10 protein-coding genes and 3 pseudogenes are annotated in these 14,709 nt (G+C 72.7%); 4 read left to right on the top strand and 9 right to left on the bottom strand.

What is annotated here, in order from left to right:
- Position 1: 1 nt before the first annotated feature.
- On the bottom strand, positions 2-1,501 hold the full coding sequence (locus QF032_RS03515) for an acyl-CoA synthetase (protein ID WP_307054846.1): 1,500 nt from the start codon (positions 1,499-1,501) through the stop codon (positions 2-4).
- A 269-nt stretch (positions 1,502-1,770) separates the two neighbouring features.
- On the opposite strand from QF032_RS03515, the pseudogene QF032_RS03520 reads away from it, so the two are divergent.
- Positions 1,771-1,926: pseudogene (locus tag QF032_RS03520) on the top strand (IS5/IS1182 family transposase); the annotation flags it as partial.
- 18 nt (positions 1,927-1,944) lie between these two features.
- Here QF032_RS03520 and QF032_RS03525 read toward each other — a convergent pair.
- On the bottom strand, positions 1,945-2,631 hold the full coding sequence (locus tag QF032_RS03525; RefSeq protein ID WP_307054847.1) for a helix-turn-helix domain-containing protein: 687 nt from the start codon (positions 2,629-2,631) through the stop codon (positions 1,945-1,947).
- Positions 2,632-2,694: 63 nt separating this feature from the next.
- Here QF032_RS03525 and QF032_RS03530 point away from each other — a divergent pair, with 63 nt between their 5' ends.
- Entirely contained in the window at positions 2,695-3,498 is an 804-nt protein-coding gene (locus QF032_RS03530; protein WP_307039877.1) for an NAD(P)H-binding protein, read from the top strand.
- A 232-nt stretch (positions 3,499-3,730) separates the two neighbouring features.
- Here the strand turns inward: QF032_RS03530 and QF032_RS03535 are convergent.
- The 4 genes and pseudogenes from QF032_RS03535 to QF032_RS03550 form a co-directional block, all read right to left on the bottom strand.
- Positions 3,731-4,237: pseudogene (locus QF032_RS03535) on the bottom strand (transposase); the annotation flags it as partial.
- A gap of 325 nt (positions 4,238-4,562) precedes the next feature.
- The gene (locus QF032_RS03540; protein ID WP_307039879.1) at positions 4,563-6,116 is read right to left on the bottom strand and encodes an acyl-CoA synthetase; all 1,554 of its coding nucleotides are present in this window, start codon (positions 6,114-6,116) and stop codon (positions 4,563-4,565) included.
- Positions 6,113-7,222: an NAD(P)H-dependent flavin oxidoreductase gene (locus QF032_RS03545; protein WP_307039881.1), complete on the bottom strand. Its 1,110-nt coding sequence runs from the start codon at positions 7,220-7,222 to the stop codon at positions 6,113-6,115. The genes QF032_RS03540 and QF032_RS03545 overlap by 4 nt, the downstream gene beginning before the upstream one ends.
- Positions 7,223-7,362: 140 nt before the next feature.
- The gene (locus QF032_RS03550) at positions 7,363-8,997 is read right to left on the bottom strand and encodes a phytoene desaturase family protein (protein ID WP_307054849.1); all 1,635 of its coding nucleotides are present in this window, start codon (positions 8,995-8,997) and stop codon (positions 7,363-7,365) included.
- A gap of 170 nt (positions 8,998-9,167) precedes the next feature.
- On the opposite strand from QF032_RS03550, the gene QF032_RS03555 reads away from it, so the two are divergent.
- Entirely contained in the window at positions 9,168-10,058 is an 891-nt protein-coding gene (locus QF032_RS03555) for an NUDIX hydrolase (RefSeq protein WP_307054850.1), read from the top strand.
- Between the two features lie 156 nt (positions 10,059-10,214).
- Here QF032_RS03555 and QF032_RS03560 read toward each other — a convergent pair.
- Positions 10,215-11,306 (bottom strand): annotated as a pseudogene (locus tag QF032_RS03560) (serine/threonine-protein kinase); the annotation flags it as partial.
- A 55-nt stretch (positions 11,307-11,361) separates the two neighbouring features.
- Positions 11,362-12,207 (bottom strand): oxygenase MpaB family protein, encoded by an 846-nt coding sequence (locus tag QF032_RS03565; RefSeq protein ID WP_307039888.1) that lies wholly within the window; start codon positions 12,205-12,207, stop codon positions 11,362-11,364.
- Positions 12,208-12,447: 240 nt separating this feature from the next.
- On the opposite strand from QF032_RS03565, the gene QF032_RS03570 reads away from it, so the two are divergent.
- Entirely contained in the window at positions 12,448-13,317 is an 870-nt protein-coding gene (locus QF032_RS03570) for a universal stress protein (RefSeq protein ID WP_307039891.1), read from the top strand.
- A 175-nt stretch (positions 13,318-13,492) separates the two neighbouring features.
- On the opposite strand, the gene QF032_RS03575 is transcribed toward QF032_RS03570, so the two are convergent.
- Complete coding sequence (locus QF032_RS03575) at positions 13,493-14,671, bottom strand: acyl-CoA dehydrogenase family protein (RefSeq protein ID WP_307039893.1); 1,179 nt, start codon at positions 14,669-14,671, stop codon at positions 13,493-13,495.
- Positions 14,672-14,709: the final 38 nt, after the last annotated feature.

A 14,709-nucleotide genomic window follows, 5' to 3' on the forward strand; every position in this document is an offset into this window, starting at 1 on the left:
TTCACGAGCCCAAGCGCTCGCGCAGTTCCCGCTTGAGGATCTTCCCGCTGGCGTTGCGCGGGAGTTCGTCGACGAAGACCACCCACTTGGGGGCCTTGAACGACGGGAGCTTTTCGCGGGCGTACGCGATGAGCTCCTCCTCGGTCACCTGGCCGCGCGCGACCACCACCGCGGTCACCGCCTCGATCCACCTCTCGTCGGGCAGCCCGATCACCGCGGCCTCCGCGACGGCGTCGTGGGCGTACAGCGCGTCCTCGACCTGGCGTGAGGCGACCAGCACGCCACCGGTGTTGATGACGTCCTTCACCCGGTCGACGATCGTGAAGTAGCCGTAGGCGTCGCGCACGGCGAGGTCGCCGGAGCGGAACCAGCCGTCACGGAAGGCCGCGGCGGTCTCCTCGGGCTTGTCCCAGTAGCCCTCGCACAGTTGCGGGGAGCGGTAGACGATCTCGCCGGGCGTGCCGTCGGGGACGTCTGCCCCGTCCTCGTCGACGACCCGGGCGTCCACGAACAGCACCGTGCGCCCGCAGGAGTCCATCCGCCCCTTGTGCTCATCGGGCGCGAGGACGGTGGCGAGGGGGCCGATCTCGCTCTGCCCGAAGCAGTTGTAGAAGCCGAGCTCGGGCAGGCGTTCGCGCAGCCGCTCCAGCACGGGCACCGGCATGACCGACGCGCCGTAGTACGCCTTGCGCAGCCCGCTCAGGTCACGCTCGCCGAAGTCGGGACGGCCCGCCAGCGCGATCCACACGGTCGGCGGCGCGAACAGGCTGTCGACGCGGTCCGCCTCGATCAGGTCGAGGAGACGGTCGCCGTCGGGGGCGTCCAGCACGAGGTTGGTCGCGCCGACCGCGAGGTAGGGCAGCAGGAACACGTGCATCTGCGCCGAGTGGTACAGCGGCAGGGAGTGCGCGGGACGGTCGCCGGCGCTCAGGTCGAGGGCGGCGATGGCGCTCAGGTACTCGTGCACCAGGGCGCGGTGCGTCATCATCGCGCCCTTCGGCAGGGCCGTCGTGCCGGACGTGTAGAGCAGCTGCACCAGGTCCTCGGGGCGCGGCTCGGGGCCGTCGTACGGGTCGGCCGCGGGCAGCAGCGCCAGCAACGAGTCCTCGGCGTCGCGCAGGGCCGACGTGCGCACGCCGTCGGGGAGCCGGGCCGCGAGGTCGGGGTCGGCGAGAACCAGCGTGCTGCCCGACTGGCGCACGATGTACGCCAGGTCGTCGCCGGTGAGGTTCTGGTTCACGGGGACGTGGACCAGGCCGGCACGGGCGCAGGCGAGGAACGCGATGAGGTAGGCGTCGGAGTTGTGGCCGTACGCGCCCACCCGGTCGCCGGGGGCGAGGCCGGCGCCGAGCAGGACGCTCGCCGCGCGCGAGACGGCGTCGTCGAGTTCCTCGTAGGTCCAGGTGCGGTCGCGGTATTCGATCGCGACGCGCGCCGGGGTGCGGCGGGCGCTGCGCCGCAGCACCCCGTCGACCGTGCTGCCGTGTCCGGGCGTCGTCATGACTCATGATCCTCGGGCGGGGGCCGGGGCAGGTCAAGTCGCCGTGACGGGGACGACGGCGCGGCCGGTCCCGAACACCGGTGGCGGGGGTCCGACCCGGCGCCGGAGCGGCCCGCGGCCGGCCGCCCTCGCCGACCGGGAGGGGCCGTCCTGCCGCCGAACGGCCTAAGAACTCGCGCAGACAGGCTCGATGGGGTACCTCGGAAGTAGAAGAGGAACAGGGCCTGGTGATCATGGAGTTGCGACGCTCTGTGATCACCGGGAGACCTGTGCCTGCCTTGCCGTCATGGCTGACCGAACCCCTGTGGGACCAATTCGCGGCGCTGCTGCCACAGCGGCCCGTCTACGCTCCGACCCACCCGCTGGGCTGCCACCGCACGCGGATCAGTGACCGGGTCATCTTCGACAAGCCGCTGCAACTCCTGTTCTGCCAGTCTTGGAACTCAGGCAGTGCACGGAGTCGCGGCGGGACGCCGCCCTGCGGTGAACGCGGCCGGCGGGACACCCATGAAGTGGCGGAACTCGGCCGTCATGTGGGACTGGTCGTAGTAGCCGGCCGTCGCGGCGATGTCCGACCACCGGCCGGCATCGGCCGCGAGCACGGTGCGAACGCGGTCGATGCGTGCGAAGTGCTTCGGGGACAAGCCGGTGCCGTCGGTGAACAGGGTGTGCAGGCGGCGCTCACTGATGTGCAACCGGGCCGCGGCCGTGGCGACAGTGGTGCCGACCAGTAGGTGTGCCGCCTCTTCGAGCCGCTCCGGAGGCTCCGGCCAATCGGCCAATGCTTCTTCGAGAGCGGCGACCGGATCGGCGGCGAGCTGGTCGACGTCCAGACCCGGCAGTTCGCGGAGCGGCAGGGCGCGATCGGCGAGATCACGCAGCGGACGGCCGAGCAGGGCTTGGGCACGACCCGGCCGCATACGAACCCGCACGCACGAGTGGCCGGGCGCGGCAACGTGATAGGCGGCCCGGGTGCGGGGGCCCATGACGATCAGCTCACGCTTGTCGCTGCGCAGGAGAAGGGTGGTGGCGTGATCGGGCACGTCGACCGCCGCCGAACCGGCCGCCGTAGCGACATCTACCCCGGCCACCCAACGAGCAAGGGCAGGCGGCATGTTGAGAGGGCTCACGCGGCCCACGATAGTGCCGAAACTTCCTATCCCGCGGCGTGAGAGCGATGCGACCGTCGGGACATGATCCTTGTTACCGGTGCCACCGGCACCATCGGTAGTCACGTCGTGCGTCTGCTCACCGAGCGGGGCGTGCCGTTTCGGGCGATGTCCCGCCGCGAGCGGCCCGGCGGGGTGCAGGCCGACTTCGACGACCCGGCGTCGCTGGCACGGGCGGTGGCCGACGTCGACACGGTCTTTCTCGTGACCGTGCCCCCCGTGCCGACCGCGGACCACGACATCGCCCTGGTGACGGCCGCGCGGGCGGCGGGCGTCCGTAAGGTCGTCAAGCTGTCCGCCATCGGCAGCGGCGAGCTGTTCGACGGGGCGACCGTCGGCGCGTGGCACCTCGCCGCGGAGGAGGCGATCGAGGCCAGTGGGCTCGTGTGGACGATGCTCCGCCCGCCGAGCTTCGCCTCGAACTTCTTGTGGTATCGGGCGCTGATCCAGGCCGGAGAGCCGATCCCGAACCTGGCCGGCGACTCCCGGCAGGCCGTCGTCGACCCAAGGGACGTGGCCGCGGTGGCCGTCGCCGCCATGACCAGCGATGCGCACGACGGGCAGCGGTACGACCTGACCGGGCCGGAGCTGCTGACGTTCGCAGACCAGGCGGCGATTCTGGAGGGCGTGCTGGAACGGCCGGTCAAGATCACCGACACGAATGCGTTCGACCAGTTGCCGGCCGGGATGGTCACCGGCATCGGCTGGGCGCGCGCCGGCGGTGCGGCCTACGTCACCGACCACGTGCCGCAGGTGCTCGGTCGAACGGCGGGCACGTTCAAGCAGTGGGCACGCGACCACCGGGAGGCGTTCGCGTCAATGCCGTAACCCACCGCCGCCGACGGCCGCCAGGCTCTCGGGCAAGAGGCCCTCGTAGCTCAAGGGACAGAGCCCGTTCTCCTTCGGTGCTTCTGGTGCGTCGCCGGAGCCGGTGAGAACTCGCGCAATTGGGGGCGGGGTCATGGTCGCCGGGTGGGGCGGTCGTCCCAGCGGTGAGTGGTCCAGGCGCGGCGAACGAGGCTACGCACGGTGATGTCGTCGGGCAGCGGACCCAGGCCGTCAGAAGGTCCAGGGTCGGGGCGGGCAGCGGCGAGTCGTGGCAGTTCGCTCCGGCCAGGACGCGGCCCAGCGGGATGCCGTAGCCGTCTGTCATCCCCGAGCGTTCGAGGCCCTGTTTGCCCCGGTCGACCGGTGAGCGTCCAGCGGCTTCTCCGCCTCCGGGTGCCTTGGTGATCGACCCGTCGATGGCGACCTGGTCCAGAACGAGGCCGACGATGCGGTGGTACGCCTCCAGAGCGATGTGCCGGAGCCGGGCGAAGACGCCGAGCCGGATCCACTCGTCACGGCGGTTGCGAATCGTGGTGGCCGAGCAGGTGGTGTCCGCCAGGGCTTCGTAGGAGCAGCCGAAGCGCAGGAGTTGCAGCGGCTTGTCGAAGATGATCCGGTCGCTGATCCGCGTGCGGTGGCAGCCCAGCGGGTGGGTCGGAGCGTAGACGGGCCGCTGCGGAAGCAGCGCCGCGAATTGGTCCCACAAGGGTTCGGTCAGCCATGACGGCAAGGCAGGCACAGGTCTCCCGGTGATCACAGAGCGTCGCAACTCCATGATCACCAGGCCCTGTTCCTCTTCTACTTCCGAGGTACCCCATCGAGCCTGTCTGCGCGAGTTCTGAGCCGGTCTTCGCCGAGGGGGCCGCCCCGGCGACTCCGCCGAACGACCCGATCCGGCCCACGCCACGAGGCGTCACCGAGGCCCGCCGCCGAACGGCAGGGGGCGGCCTCCCGTCGAGGGGCCGGGGCCCGCCGCCGTCGCCCGGCGGGCGGGGCGGGCTCACGCCGAACGGCCGGGGGCAGCCTTCCGGCGAGGGGCGGTCGCCGTGCCCGGCCGGGCACGCTTACATCGGGCGGGTCCGGCCCTCCCAGTACGGCTCCCGCAGCCGCCGCTTGTACAGCTTGCCGTTGGGGTCACGGGGCATCTCGGCGATGAAGTCGATGCTCCGGGGCCGCTTGTAGCCGGCCAGCCGGTCGGCGCAGTGGTCGAGGAGGGCGGCGGCCAGGGCGGGTCCGGGCTCGTGGCCGGGCGCCGGTTCGACGACGGCCTTCACCTGCTCGCCCCAGTCGTCGTGCGGGATGCCGAAGACGGCCGCGTCGGCGACGGCCGGGTGGGCTAGCAGGGCGGACTCGATCTCGGCGGGGTAGATGTTGACGCCGCCGGAGATGATCATGTCGATCTTGCGGTCGCGGAGGAACAGGTAGCCGTCCTCGTCGAGCACGCCGAGGTCGCCGACGGTGAAGAAGTCGCCGATGCGGTTCTTCCGGGTCTTGTCCTCGTCCTTGTGGTAGGCGAAGCCGCCCGTCGTCATCTTCATGTACACGGTGCCGAGTTCACCGGCCGGCAGCCGCTCGCCCGCGTCGTCGAAGATGGCCAACTCGCTGATGGGCCAGGCCTTTCCGACCGTGCCGGGCTTCTTCAGCCAGTCCTCGGCCGTGGCGAACGCGCCGCCGCCCTCGCTGGCCGCGTAGTACTCCTCGACGCAGTGGCCCCACCAGTCGATCATCGCCCGTTTCACGTGGTCGGGGCAGGGCGCGGCGCCATGGATGGCGTGCCGCATGGACGACACGTCGTAGCGCGCCCGCACCTCCTCGGGGAGGGCGAGCAGCCGGTGGAACTGGGTGGGGACCATGTGGGTGTGGGTGCAGCGGTGGCCGTCGATGAGCCGCAGCATCCCCTCGGGCGTCCATTTGTCCATCAGGACCAGCCGGTGCCCGATGTGCAGGGACGCGCCCGCGAACTGGAGCACCGCCGTGTGGTAGAGCGGCGAGCAGACGAGGTGCACGTTGTCGTCGAAGGGCTTGATGCCGAAGATGCCGAGAAAGCCGCCGAGGTAGGCCTCCTCGGGCAGTTTGCCGGGCAGCGGCCGCCGGATGCCGCGCGGGCGGCCCGTCGTGCCCGAGGTGTAGTTCATGACCCAGCCGAGGGTGCGGTCGGAGGGCGGCGATCCGGGTTGGCCGGCGAGGAGTTCGGCGTACGGCCGGAACCCGTCGATCCCACCGACGGCGTACCGCCGGCCGGCGGGCAGGCCGGCCTCGTCGGCGGCGCGGCGGGCCTGGTCGGCGAAGCGCCCGTGGGCCAGCAGCACCTTCGCTCCGGAGTCGGAGACGATCCAGGCGATCTCGGGGCCCGTCAGATGGTGGTTGACCGGGACCAGGTAGAAGCCGGCCTGGCTGGCGGCGAGATGGGCGGTGAAGAACTCGGCCGAGTTGGGCAGGACGACGGCGAAGGCGTCGCCGCGTTCCAGTCCGGCGGCGCGCAGACCGTGCACGAGCCGGTTGGCGGCGGCGTGCAGGCGTCCGGCGGTCCATTCCTCGCCGTCCGGGGCGATCAGGACGACGCGGTCGGGGTCCTGGGCCGCCTGGGCCCAGAATCCGGCGGGGGGTGTGCTGGTCACTGGCCGCTCCTTCCGGCGATGCGGTTGACGCGGTCGACGGCTTGCTCGAAACCGCGGGTGAGGTCGTCGAAGACCTCCTGCACGCTGCGGACTTCGTTCATCCGGCCGACGATCTGGCCGACCGGGGTGCCGAGCAGGGGGTCGACCTCGTACTTCTGGATGCGGGAGACGGCCTCGGCGACGAGCAGGCCCTGCAGGGGCATCGGGAGGGTGCCGGGCCCGTCGGGGCCGTCCCAGGCGTCGGTCCACTCGGTGCGCAGCTGGCGGGCGGGCTTGCCGGTCAGCGCGCGGGAACGGACCGTGTCGCCGGAGCCCGCCGCGAGAAGCTTGCGGGTGAGGGCGGGTGAGTGCAGGTCGGCCTCGGCGGTGGTCAGCCAGAGCGACCCGAGCCAGACGCCCTGGGCGCCCAGCGCGAGGGCGGCGGCGATCTGCCGCCCGCTGCCGATGCCGCCGGCGGCGAGGACCGGCAGCGGTGCGACGGCGTCCACGGCCTCCGGGGTGAGCACCATGGAGGCGATCTCGCCGGTGTGACCGCCCGCCTCGTATCCCTGGGCGACGACGATGTCGATGCCGGCGTCCCTGTGCTTGCGGGCGTGCCGGGCGCTGCCGGCCAGCGCGGCGACGAGGACGCCCCGCTCGTGGGCGCGGGCGACGACGTCGGCCGGCGGTGAGCCGAGGGCGTTGGCCAGCAGCCGGATCGGGTAGTCGAAGGCGACGTCGAGCTGGCTGCGGGCGACCTGTTCCATCCAGCCGGTGATCCGCCACCCGGAGGCCTCGCCCTCGGCCAGCTCGGGCACCCCGTAGGTGGCGAGGGTGTCGCGCACGAACTGCCGGTGCCCCTCGGGGATCATCGCCTCGACGTCGGCCTCGGTCACCCCTTCGACCTTCTTGGCGGGCATGACGACGTCGAGCCCGTAGGGCCGGCCGCCGACATGCGCCTCGATCCAGTCGAGGTCGCGTTTGAGGTCGTCGGGGTCGGTGTAGCGGACCGCGCCGAGCACGCCGAAGCCGCCCGCGCGGCTGATGGCCGCGGCGACCGCGGGGAACGGCGTGAAGCCGAAGACGGCGTGCTCGACTCCCAGTTGTGTGCTCAGCTCCGTCTGCATGGGCGCAGGATGCCGCAGCCGCGCGGACGACGGAAGAGCTTTTCTGATAGACCGTCAGATTCTTGCCGCCGGATGCCGGACCGGAAACCCGACGGATACCTCACCAGATGCCCGACCGGTGCCCGACCGGATTCCTGTCCTCAGACTCCCGCGTGCTCCTCGAGCACCGCCATGGCGGCGTTGTGCCCCGGCACGCCGCTCACGCCGCCGCCGCGCACCGCGCCGGCCCCGCACAGCAGCACATTGGCGTGCGGGGTCGCCACGCCCCAGCGCCCCGCCCCTTCCTGGGCGTAGGGCCAGCTCAGGTCGCGGTGGAAGATGTTGCCGCCGGGCAGCCCGAGGTCGCGCTCCAGGTCGAGCGGGGTCCGCGCCTCGATGCAGGGGCGGCCGTCGGCATCCTTGGCCAGGCAGTCCGCCAGGGGCTCGGCGAGGTGGGCGTCCAGCTGGGCGAGGGTCGACCGCAGCAGCTCCTCGCGCACGGCGTCGTTGTCCCGTGCGAAGAGCCGGGCGGGCGTGTGCAGGCCGAACAGCGTCAGCGTCTGGTAGCCCCGCTCGACGAGGTCCGGGCCGAGAATGCTCGGGTCGGTCAGGGAGTGGCAGTAGATCTCGGAGGGCGGGGCGGCGGGCAGCTCGCCGGCCACGGCCTGGGCGTGTGCGGCGGCCAACTGGCGGTAGCCCTCGGCGATGTGGAAGGTGCCGGCGAACGCCTCGCGCGGGTCGACGGAGCTGTCCCGCAGCCTCGGCAGCCGTTCGAGCAGCATGTTCACCTTGAGCTGGGCGCCCTCGGCGGGGGCCGGCGGCGCGTCGCCGGTCAGGGCCGCGAGCGCCTGCGGCGAGGCGTTCACCAGGACGTGCCGGGCCACGGCGACCCCCTCGCCGTCCGCCGTGCGGTAGGCGACCTCCGCCGTACGGCCGTCCGTGTCGATCCGCACCGCCTCGTGGCCGGTGGCGAGGACCGCGCCCGCGTCACGGGCGGCGGCGGCCAGAGCGTCGGTGAGCGCGCCCATGCCTCCGACGGGGACGTCCCAGGCGCCGGTGCCGCCGCCGATCACGTGGTACAGGAAGCAGCGGTTCTGCCGGAGCGAGGGGTCGTGGGAGTCGGCGAAGGTGCCGATGACGGCGTCGGTCAGGACCACGCCGCGCACCAGGTCGTCCGCGAAGCGCTCCTCGACGGCGACGCCGATCGGCTCCTCGAACAGGGTCCGCCAGGCCTCCTCGTCGTCGACGCGCCGGCGCAGTTCCTCACGGGTGGGCAGCGGCTCGGTGAGCGTGGGGAACACCCGCTGGGCGACCCGCCCGGTCATGTCGTAGAAACGCTCCCAGGCCGCGTACTCGCGCTCGCCGCCGGTCAGCCGCGCGAACGCCTCCCGCGTGCGCCGGGCGCCGCCGCCCACGAGCAGCCCGGTGGCCCGTCCGTCGCGCTCCACGGGGGTGTACGAGGAGATCGTGCGGCCCTGCACGCGGAAGCGGAGCCCCAGGTCCCGCACGATCTTCCGCGGCAGCAGGCTGACCAGGTAGGAGTAGCGCGAGAGCCGGGCGTCGACCCCGGCGAACGGCCGGGTGGAGACGGCGGCGCCCCCGGTGTGGTCCAGCCGCTCCAGCACCAGTACGGACCGTCCGGCCCGGGCCAGGTAGGCGGCGGCGACCAGCCCGTTGTGCCCGCCGCCGACGACGACGGCGTCGTAGACGCGCCGTCCCCGGTGATCCCGCCGGTCGTGATCGCCCTGGTGTGCCCCGTGTGCCTGGTGTGCCTCGTGTCCCTCGTGTGCGGCCATGGTTCTTCGTAACACGAGCCGATCAAGGTCGGCCAGAGGGGGTAGCGCCGGGCTGCTGCGCGCCTCGGAGCCGGAACCCGGAGGGCGAGCCGGTGCGGTCCGGGCTCCCCTACGATCGTCATGGCCTCAAGTGCGTTGAGGCGCACGCGCGTTGGATTCAGGGGGAGCCTATGACCGCCCAGCCGTCCGCCATGCCCGGAGCCGAGCCGCGCAATTCCGCCGCCCTGCTGGTCAACCGGCGCGGCCAGTACCTCCTGCATCTGCGGGACGCGCACAAACCCATCTGTGACGCGGGCCTGTGGTCGCTGCCCGGCGGCGCGTGCGAGGGGGATGAGACGCTCGAGGAGGCCGTCGCCCGCGAGCTGTTGGAAGAGACGGGTCTGATCCTCGAGGGGCTGACCCGGTACGCGGTCGTCGACGGCATCCAGGTCTTCCTGGGCGGCTGGGACGGCGATCCCTCGCGGCTGCCCGTCACCGAGGGCATCATGTTCGCGTTCTTCGACGCGGCGACCACCGCGCACCTGACGATGGCGCCGGGCGCCGCGCAGGTCATCGCCCGGCACCAGGCGTCCCCGGTCGCCCCGACGCCGCAGCCGGCCGTGCGGGAGACCGTCCTCAACGCCGTCGGCGTCCATCTCTATCTGGAGCACGACGGCGACATCCTCCTCGGTCTGCGCCACCCTGACTCGTCTTTCGCGCCCCTGAAGCACCACTTCCTGGCCGGTCACTGCGAGCGGGAGTCCGCGGTGGCGTGCCTCGTCCGCGAGGCCCGGGAAGAGGCCGGACTGGAGATCGCGGCACGCGACGTCGAGCTCGTGCACGTCGTGCACGTCGTCGACTCGCCCACCGCCCGGCCGCGCCTGCAGCTCGTCTTCCGGGCCCGGCGCTGGGACGGCGAGCCGCGGCTGCTGGAACCGGACAAGTGCCTGAGCTGGGGCTGGTGGCCGCTGGACGGGCTGCCCGAGCCGATGGTCGGCTACGCGCGCACGGCCGTCGCCGGGATCCGTGCCGGACGGCCGTATTCGGAGCTGGGCTGGGAGCGGCAGCCGGCCCCGGCGTGACGGCGTGTTCCGGCCGGCGGGCCTGGGCGCCCCGTGCGGCCATGTGCAGCTCCTCCCCCGCCTCGTGCCCGGGCACCGGGCAGTGCGGTGTGACGCCGACCGGGTCGTCGTGCGGCGCGGGTCCGCGGGGCCCGCGGACCGGGGCGACCGGGGTCAGGGGGCCTGCGCACCGTCCGGGGCCGGGACCGCCACGAGCGTCGGCCGGGGGATCCACTCGTCGGTCAGGGCCGCCCCGGCGTCCGGACGCGCGCCCCGCGGTCCGGCGCCGACGGCCCGGTGGCCGACGGTCATGCCCCGGGTCCAGGACGGCAGTCGGGGACCGCCCTCGTCCGCCGCGTGCGCGTCGGAAGTCCGCGGCGCGGGCCGCGACGGCACGGACGTGGACAGGCCGGTCGGCGTGCTGCGGGCGTCGGCGATGCGCTGGACGATCTCGCGGGCGTCGTGGGGTCGCTGGGCGGGCTCCTTGGCGAGCAGGTCGAGGATGATCCGGTCGAGGTGGGCCGGCAGGTCGGCGCGGTGCTCGCGGGGCGGCCGGGGCGGGGTGTCCCGGTGTCCGACGAGGATCGCCCAGGGGTCGTCCAGGTCGAACGGCGGGCGGCCGGTGGCGATCTCGTAGAGCACGCATCCCAGCGAGTACAGGTCGCTGCGCCGGTCGACCTCCTCCCCCGCTATCTGCTCGGGCGACATGTAGTGCGGGGTGCCCATGGCGATGCCGGTGCCGGTGAGCCGGGAGGTGAAGCCCACGTCGTGACTGAGGCGGGCGATGCCGAAGTCGCAGATCTTCACTGTGCCGTCGGCGAGGCGCACGATGTTCGCCGGCTTCAGGTCACGGTGCACGACGCCCTGCCGGTGGGTGTAGGAGAGGGCCGCGGCCACCTGGTCGGCGATGTCGACGACCTCCGGCACGGGCAGCGGCCGGCGTTCCCCGTCGTCCAGCAGCTGGCACAGGTTGCGGCCGTCCAGGAGTTCCATGACGAGGAAGAGGACGCCGTCGTGGTCGCCGAAGTCGTGGACGACCGTCACCCCGCGGTGCTGGAGCGCGGCGGCCACGCGGCCCTCGCGCCGGAACCGCTCACGCAGGACGCTCCCCGAGGACGGGTCGTGGTGCGGTCCGGCCGGTTTGAGGCACTTCACGGCGACCTGCCGGCCGAGGGACTCGTCGCGGGCCCGCCACACCTCGCCCATCCCACCGCGCCCGATCCGGTCCAGAAGCCGGTAACGGCCCTGGATCAGCGTGCTCTCCGCCATGGTGTGCCGCCCCCGTCGCTTTCCAGCCCTCCCCCAGAGGGTTCAGTATGGCGGCCTATCGTCGCACCTTGTACGGTGCCGGACGGCTTTCGGGGCCCAGTCTCGCCATCGCCCGCAGGACGTGTTTGGGCGGCAGCTGCCATCGCAGACGTGCGGGGACGCAGCGCAGCGCGGCGCCCGTGGCGCGCAGCCTGCGGGTGACGACGGCGGGTGCGGGGGCCGGTCTGCCGTACAGCGCGTGGGCGTACGGGGGCAGCGAGGCATACGCCAGGTTCGCCACGCGCCGCCACAGCACCGCGCGCGCCGGGATCAGCAGGGGGTGGACGGGCGGACGGCGCAGGAAGTCGTCGACCTCGCGGGCCTCCGCTCCGGCGGCGAGCTCGGGGAGGGTCCGGTCGAAGTACGCCGCCATCTCCGCCCGGTCGGCGGGCACCGTCTCCGGGTCGAGGCCCACCAGGCGGGCGCTGACACGGTGCTCGGCGACGTAGCGGTCCGCGGCCGCGTCGGTGAGCGGGTAGCCGGAGCGGCGCAGCACGTGCAGATAGGAGTCGATCTCTGCGCAGTGCACCCACAGCAGCAGTGCGGGCTCGTCGACACCGTACCGCTCCCCCGTCTCCGGGTCGGTCGCGGACAGCATCCGGTGGATCTTGCGGACGCGGGCGCCCGCCTTCTCGGCCGCCTCGGCCGTGCCGTACGCCGTGGTGCCGACGAAGTCGGCGGTCCGCATCAGCCGGCCCCAGGCGTCGCGCCGGAAGTCGGAGTTCTGGGTGACGCCGCGGACGGCTCGCGGGTGCAGCGCCTGGAGGTAGAGCGCGCGGATCCCGGCGACCCACATCATCGGGTCGCCGTGCATCTGCCAGGTCACGCTGCGCGGGGTGAACAAGCCCGGGTCGCCCGTCATAGCGGCAGTGTGACAGGGATCGCCGGCCGGCACTAAGAGCGCCGGCTCCTCCGCTCCCGAAGCCGGCCGGTCCCCGCGGGGACCGGTCCGTCCCCGCGGTCCACATGCGCCGTGGAGGGAACTGGGGTCTCCTCGAAGGGAGAGAACGCCCCACGCCGGGCATGTCGACGATGTCGCACCAGGCTCCACCTCGCTCGCTCACCGTCGCATCCGGCTTCGTACGAGACGGAGGCCGCTGCCATGGAACCTGTCGTCACCGTAGGCCTCGACGGCTCACCCGCGAGCCTCACGGCCGCCCGCTGGGCCGCCGACGAGGCCGAGAAGCGCAAGCTGACCCTGCGGCTGCTGCACGCCTGGCCGCTCCTGGTACCGGAATCCGCGCGACTGCCCTCCGAGGTCGACCAGAACTACTGGGCGAAGCGTCTGGTCCACACCGCGCAGGCGGAGCTTCAGGCCCGCCACCCGGGCCTGACCGTCGTCGGGAGCCTGGTCGCCGAGGACGCGCACGAGGCCCTGCTCCGGGCGGCCACGGAGGCCGAGATGCTGGTGCTCGGCTCGCGAGGGATGGAGGCCGTCGAGAGCTACTTCATGGGCGACGTCAGCCTTCCGGTCGTGGCACGGGCCGAGCGGCCCGTGGTCCTGGTCCGCGCGGAGCCGGCGGACGACGAGCACGCCTTCGCACCGCCGGCCCGCGTGGTGGTGGCGCTCAAACTGCACACGCCCGGGGACGGGCTGCTCGACTTCGCCTTCCACACCGCCGCCGCCCGGGGCGCTCCCCTCGTGGCCGTCCACGGCCGCAGCGTGCCGCTCCACGCGCGCATGCCGTGGGGCGCCGACCACGCCGTCACCGAGGAGATGACGAAGGACGCGCGCACGTCACTGAGCGATGCGCTTCGCCCCTGGCAGGAGAAGTACCCGCAGGTGGAGGTGACGGAAAGCATCCGGCTCGCGAGTCCTGCCAAGGCCGTCGTGCGGGCTGCCGAGGGCGCGTCGCTGCTGGTCGTGGGCAGACGCGCGCATCGGCGGGGCACGGGACACCACCTGGGACCGATCGCCCAGGCCGCCATCCATCACGGACGCTGCCCCGTCGCCGTCGTCCCCCACGACTGAGTCCGGCCCCGCCCGTCGGATCCCCCGGCAGCCCCGGCAGCCCCGGCAGTAGGACCGGCTCGCCCCTGCTGCCCTGAGATGCCGTGAACCGCGTCGATGACGGCCTCGGGCCCGTGCTGGTCAACAAGTTCTACGAAGGGTGCAGATCACGGCTGGCGTCGGTGGCCCCACTCGACTAGCGCCGTACCCGGGGCATCCCCAGGCCGATCCAGGAGATGATCTCCCGCTGGATCTCGTTGTTGCCGCCGCCGAAGGTGAAGATCACGGCGGAGCGGTAGCCGCGTTCCAGTTCGCCGTGGAGCACCGCGCCCGCGGAGCCCTCCTGGAGTGCCCCTGGCGCCGCGACGACCTCCAGCAGCCACGCGTAGGCGTCGCGGCGGGCCTCGGAGCCGTAGACCTTGACGGCGGAGGCGTCCTGCGGGGTGAGGGTGCCGTTCTGCAGGGCTCCGACCATCTGCCAGTTGAGGAGCTTGAGGGCGTCGAGCTTCACATGGGTCTGGGCCAGCCGGCGCCGCACCCAGGCCAGGTCGATGACGCGTCGGCCGTCGGCGAGTTTGGTGTCGGTCGCCCAGCGCTGCACGTCGTGCAGGGCCCGGATGGCCATGGTGCCGTGTGCGGCGAGGGTGACGCGCTCGTGGTTGAGCTGGTTGGTGATCAGCCGCCAGCCCTGGTTCTCGGCGCCGACGCGGCGGGAGACGGGGACGCGGATGTCCTCGTAGTAGCTGGCGGTGGTGTCGTGGGAGGCGAGCGTGCGGATGACGGTGCAGGAGTAGCCGGGATCGGTGGTCGGCACGAGGAGCATGGAGATGCCCTTGTGCGGCGGGGCATCGGGGTCGGTGCGCACGGCGAGCCACACCCAGTCCGCGGTGTCTCCGTTGGTCGTCCAGATCTTCTGCCCGTTGACGACGTAGGTGTCGCCGTCGCGTACCGCGCGCGTCCTGAGGGCGGCGAGGTCGGTGCCCGCGTCGGGTTCGCTGTAGCCGATCGCGAAGTCGATCTCCCCGGCGAGGATCTTCGGCAGGAAGTACGCCTTCTGCTCGTCGGTGCCGTACCGCATGATCGTCGGCCCGACGGTGTTCAGCGCCATCAGCGGCAGCGGTACGCCGGCCTGGGCGGCCTCGTCGAAGAAGACGAACTGCTCGATCGGGGTCAGGCCGCGGCCGCCGTACTCCTCGGGCCAGCCGACGCCGAGCCAGCCGTCAGCGCCGAGGCGGCGGATGGTGGCGCGGTAGAAGGCCTTCGCGCCGACCGGGTCGGAGTGCCGGGCGTAGGCGTTGTCCGGCACCAACTCGGCGAAGTAGGCGCGCAGTTCCGTGCGCAGCCGCAGTTGCTCGGGCGTGTGGTCGAGGTGCACGGCGCCTCCTGGCTCCCCAAGGCCGGTGTCCTGACGGC

This window comes from Streptomyces achromogenes, assembly GCF_030816715.1.
GTDB lineage: Bacteria > Actinomycetota > Actinomycetes > Streptomycetales > Streptomycetaceae > Streptomyces > Streptomyces achromogenes_A.

What these genes read in the sequence shown, in the direction of transcription:
- QF032_RS03515 (WP_307054846.1), bottom strand. Translation starts at nt 1,501, where the DNA reads ATGACGACGCCCGGACACGGCAGCACGGTCGACGGGGTGCTGCGGCGC.
- QF032_RS03530 (WP_307039877.1), top strand. Translation starts at nt 2,695, where the DNA reads ATGATCCTTGTTACCGGTGCCACCGGCACCATCGGTAGTCACGTCGTG.
- QF032_RS03545 (WP_307039881.1), bottom strand. Translation starts at nt 7,222, where the DNA reads ATGCAGACGGAGCTGAGCACACAACTGGGAGTCGAGCACGCCGTCTTC.
- QF032_RS03550 (WP_307054849.1), bottom strand. Translation starts at nt 8,997, where the DNA reads ATGGCCGCACACGAGGGACACGAGGCACACCAGGCACACGGGGCACAC.
- QF032_RS03555 (WP_307054850.1), top strand. Translation starts at nt 9,168, where the DNA reads ATGACCGCCCAGCCGTCCGCCATGCCCGGAGCCGAGCCGCGCAATTCC.
- QF032_RS03565 (WP_307039888.1), bottom strand. Translation starts at nt 12,207, where the DNA reads ATGACGGGCGACCCGGGCTTGTTCACCCCGCGCAGCGTGACCTGGCAG.
- QF032_RS03570 (WP_307039891.1), top strand. Translation starts at nt 12,448, where the DNA reads ATGGAACCTGTCGTCACCGTAGGCCTCGACGGCTCACCCGCGAGCCTC.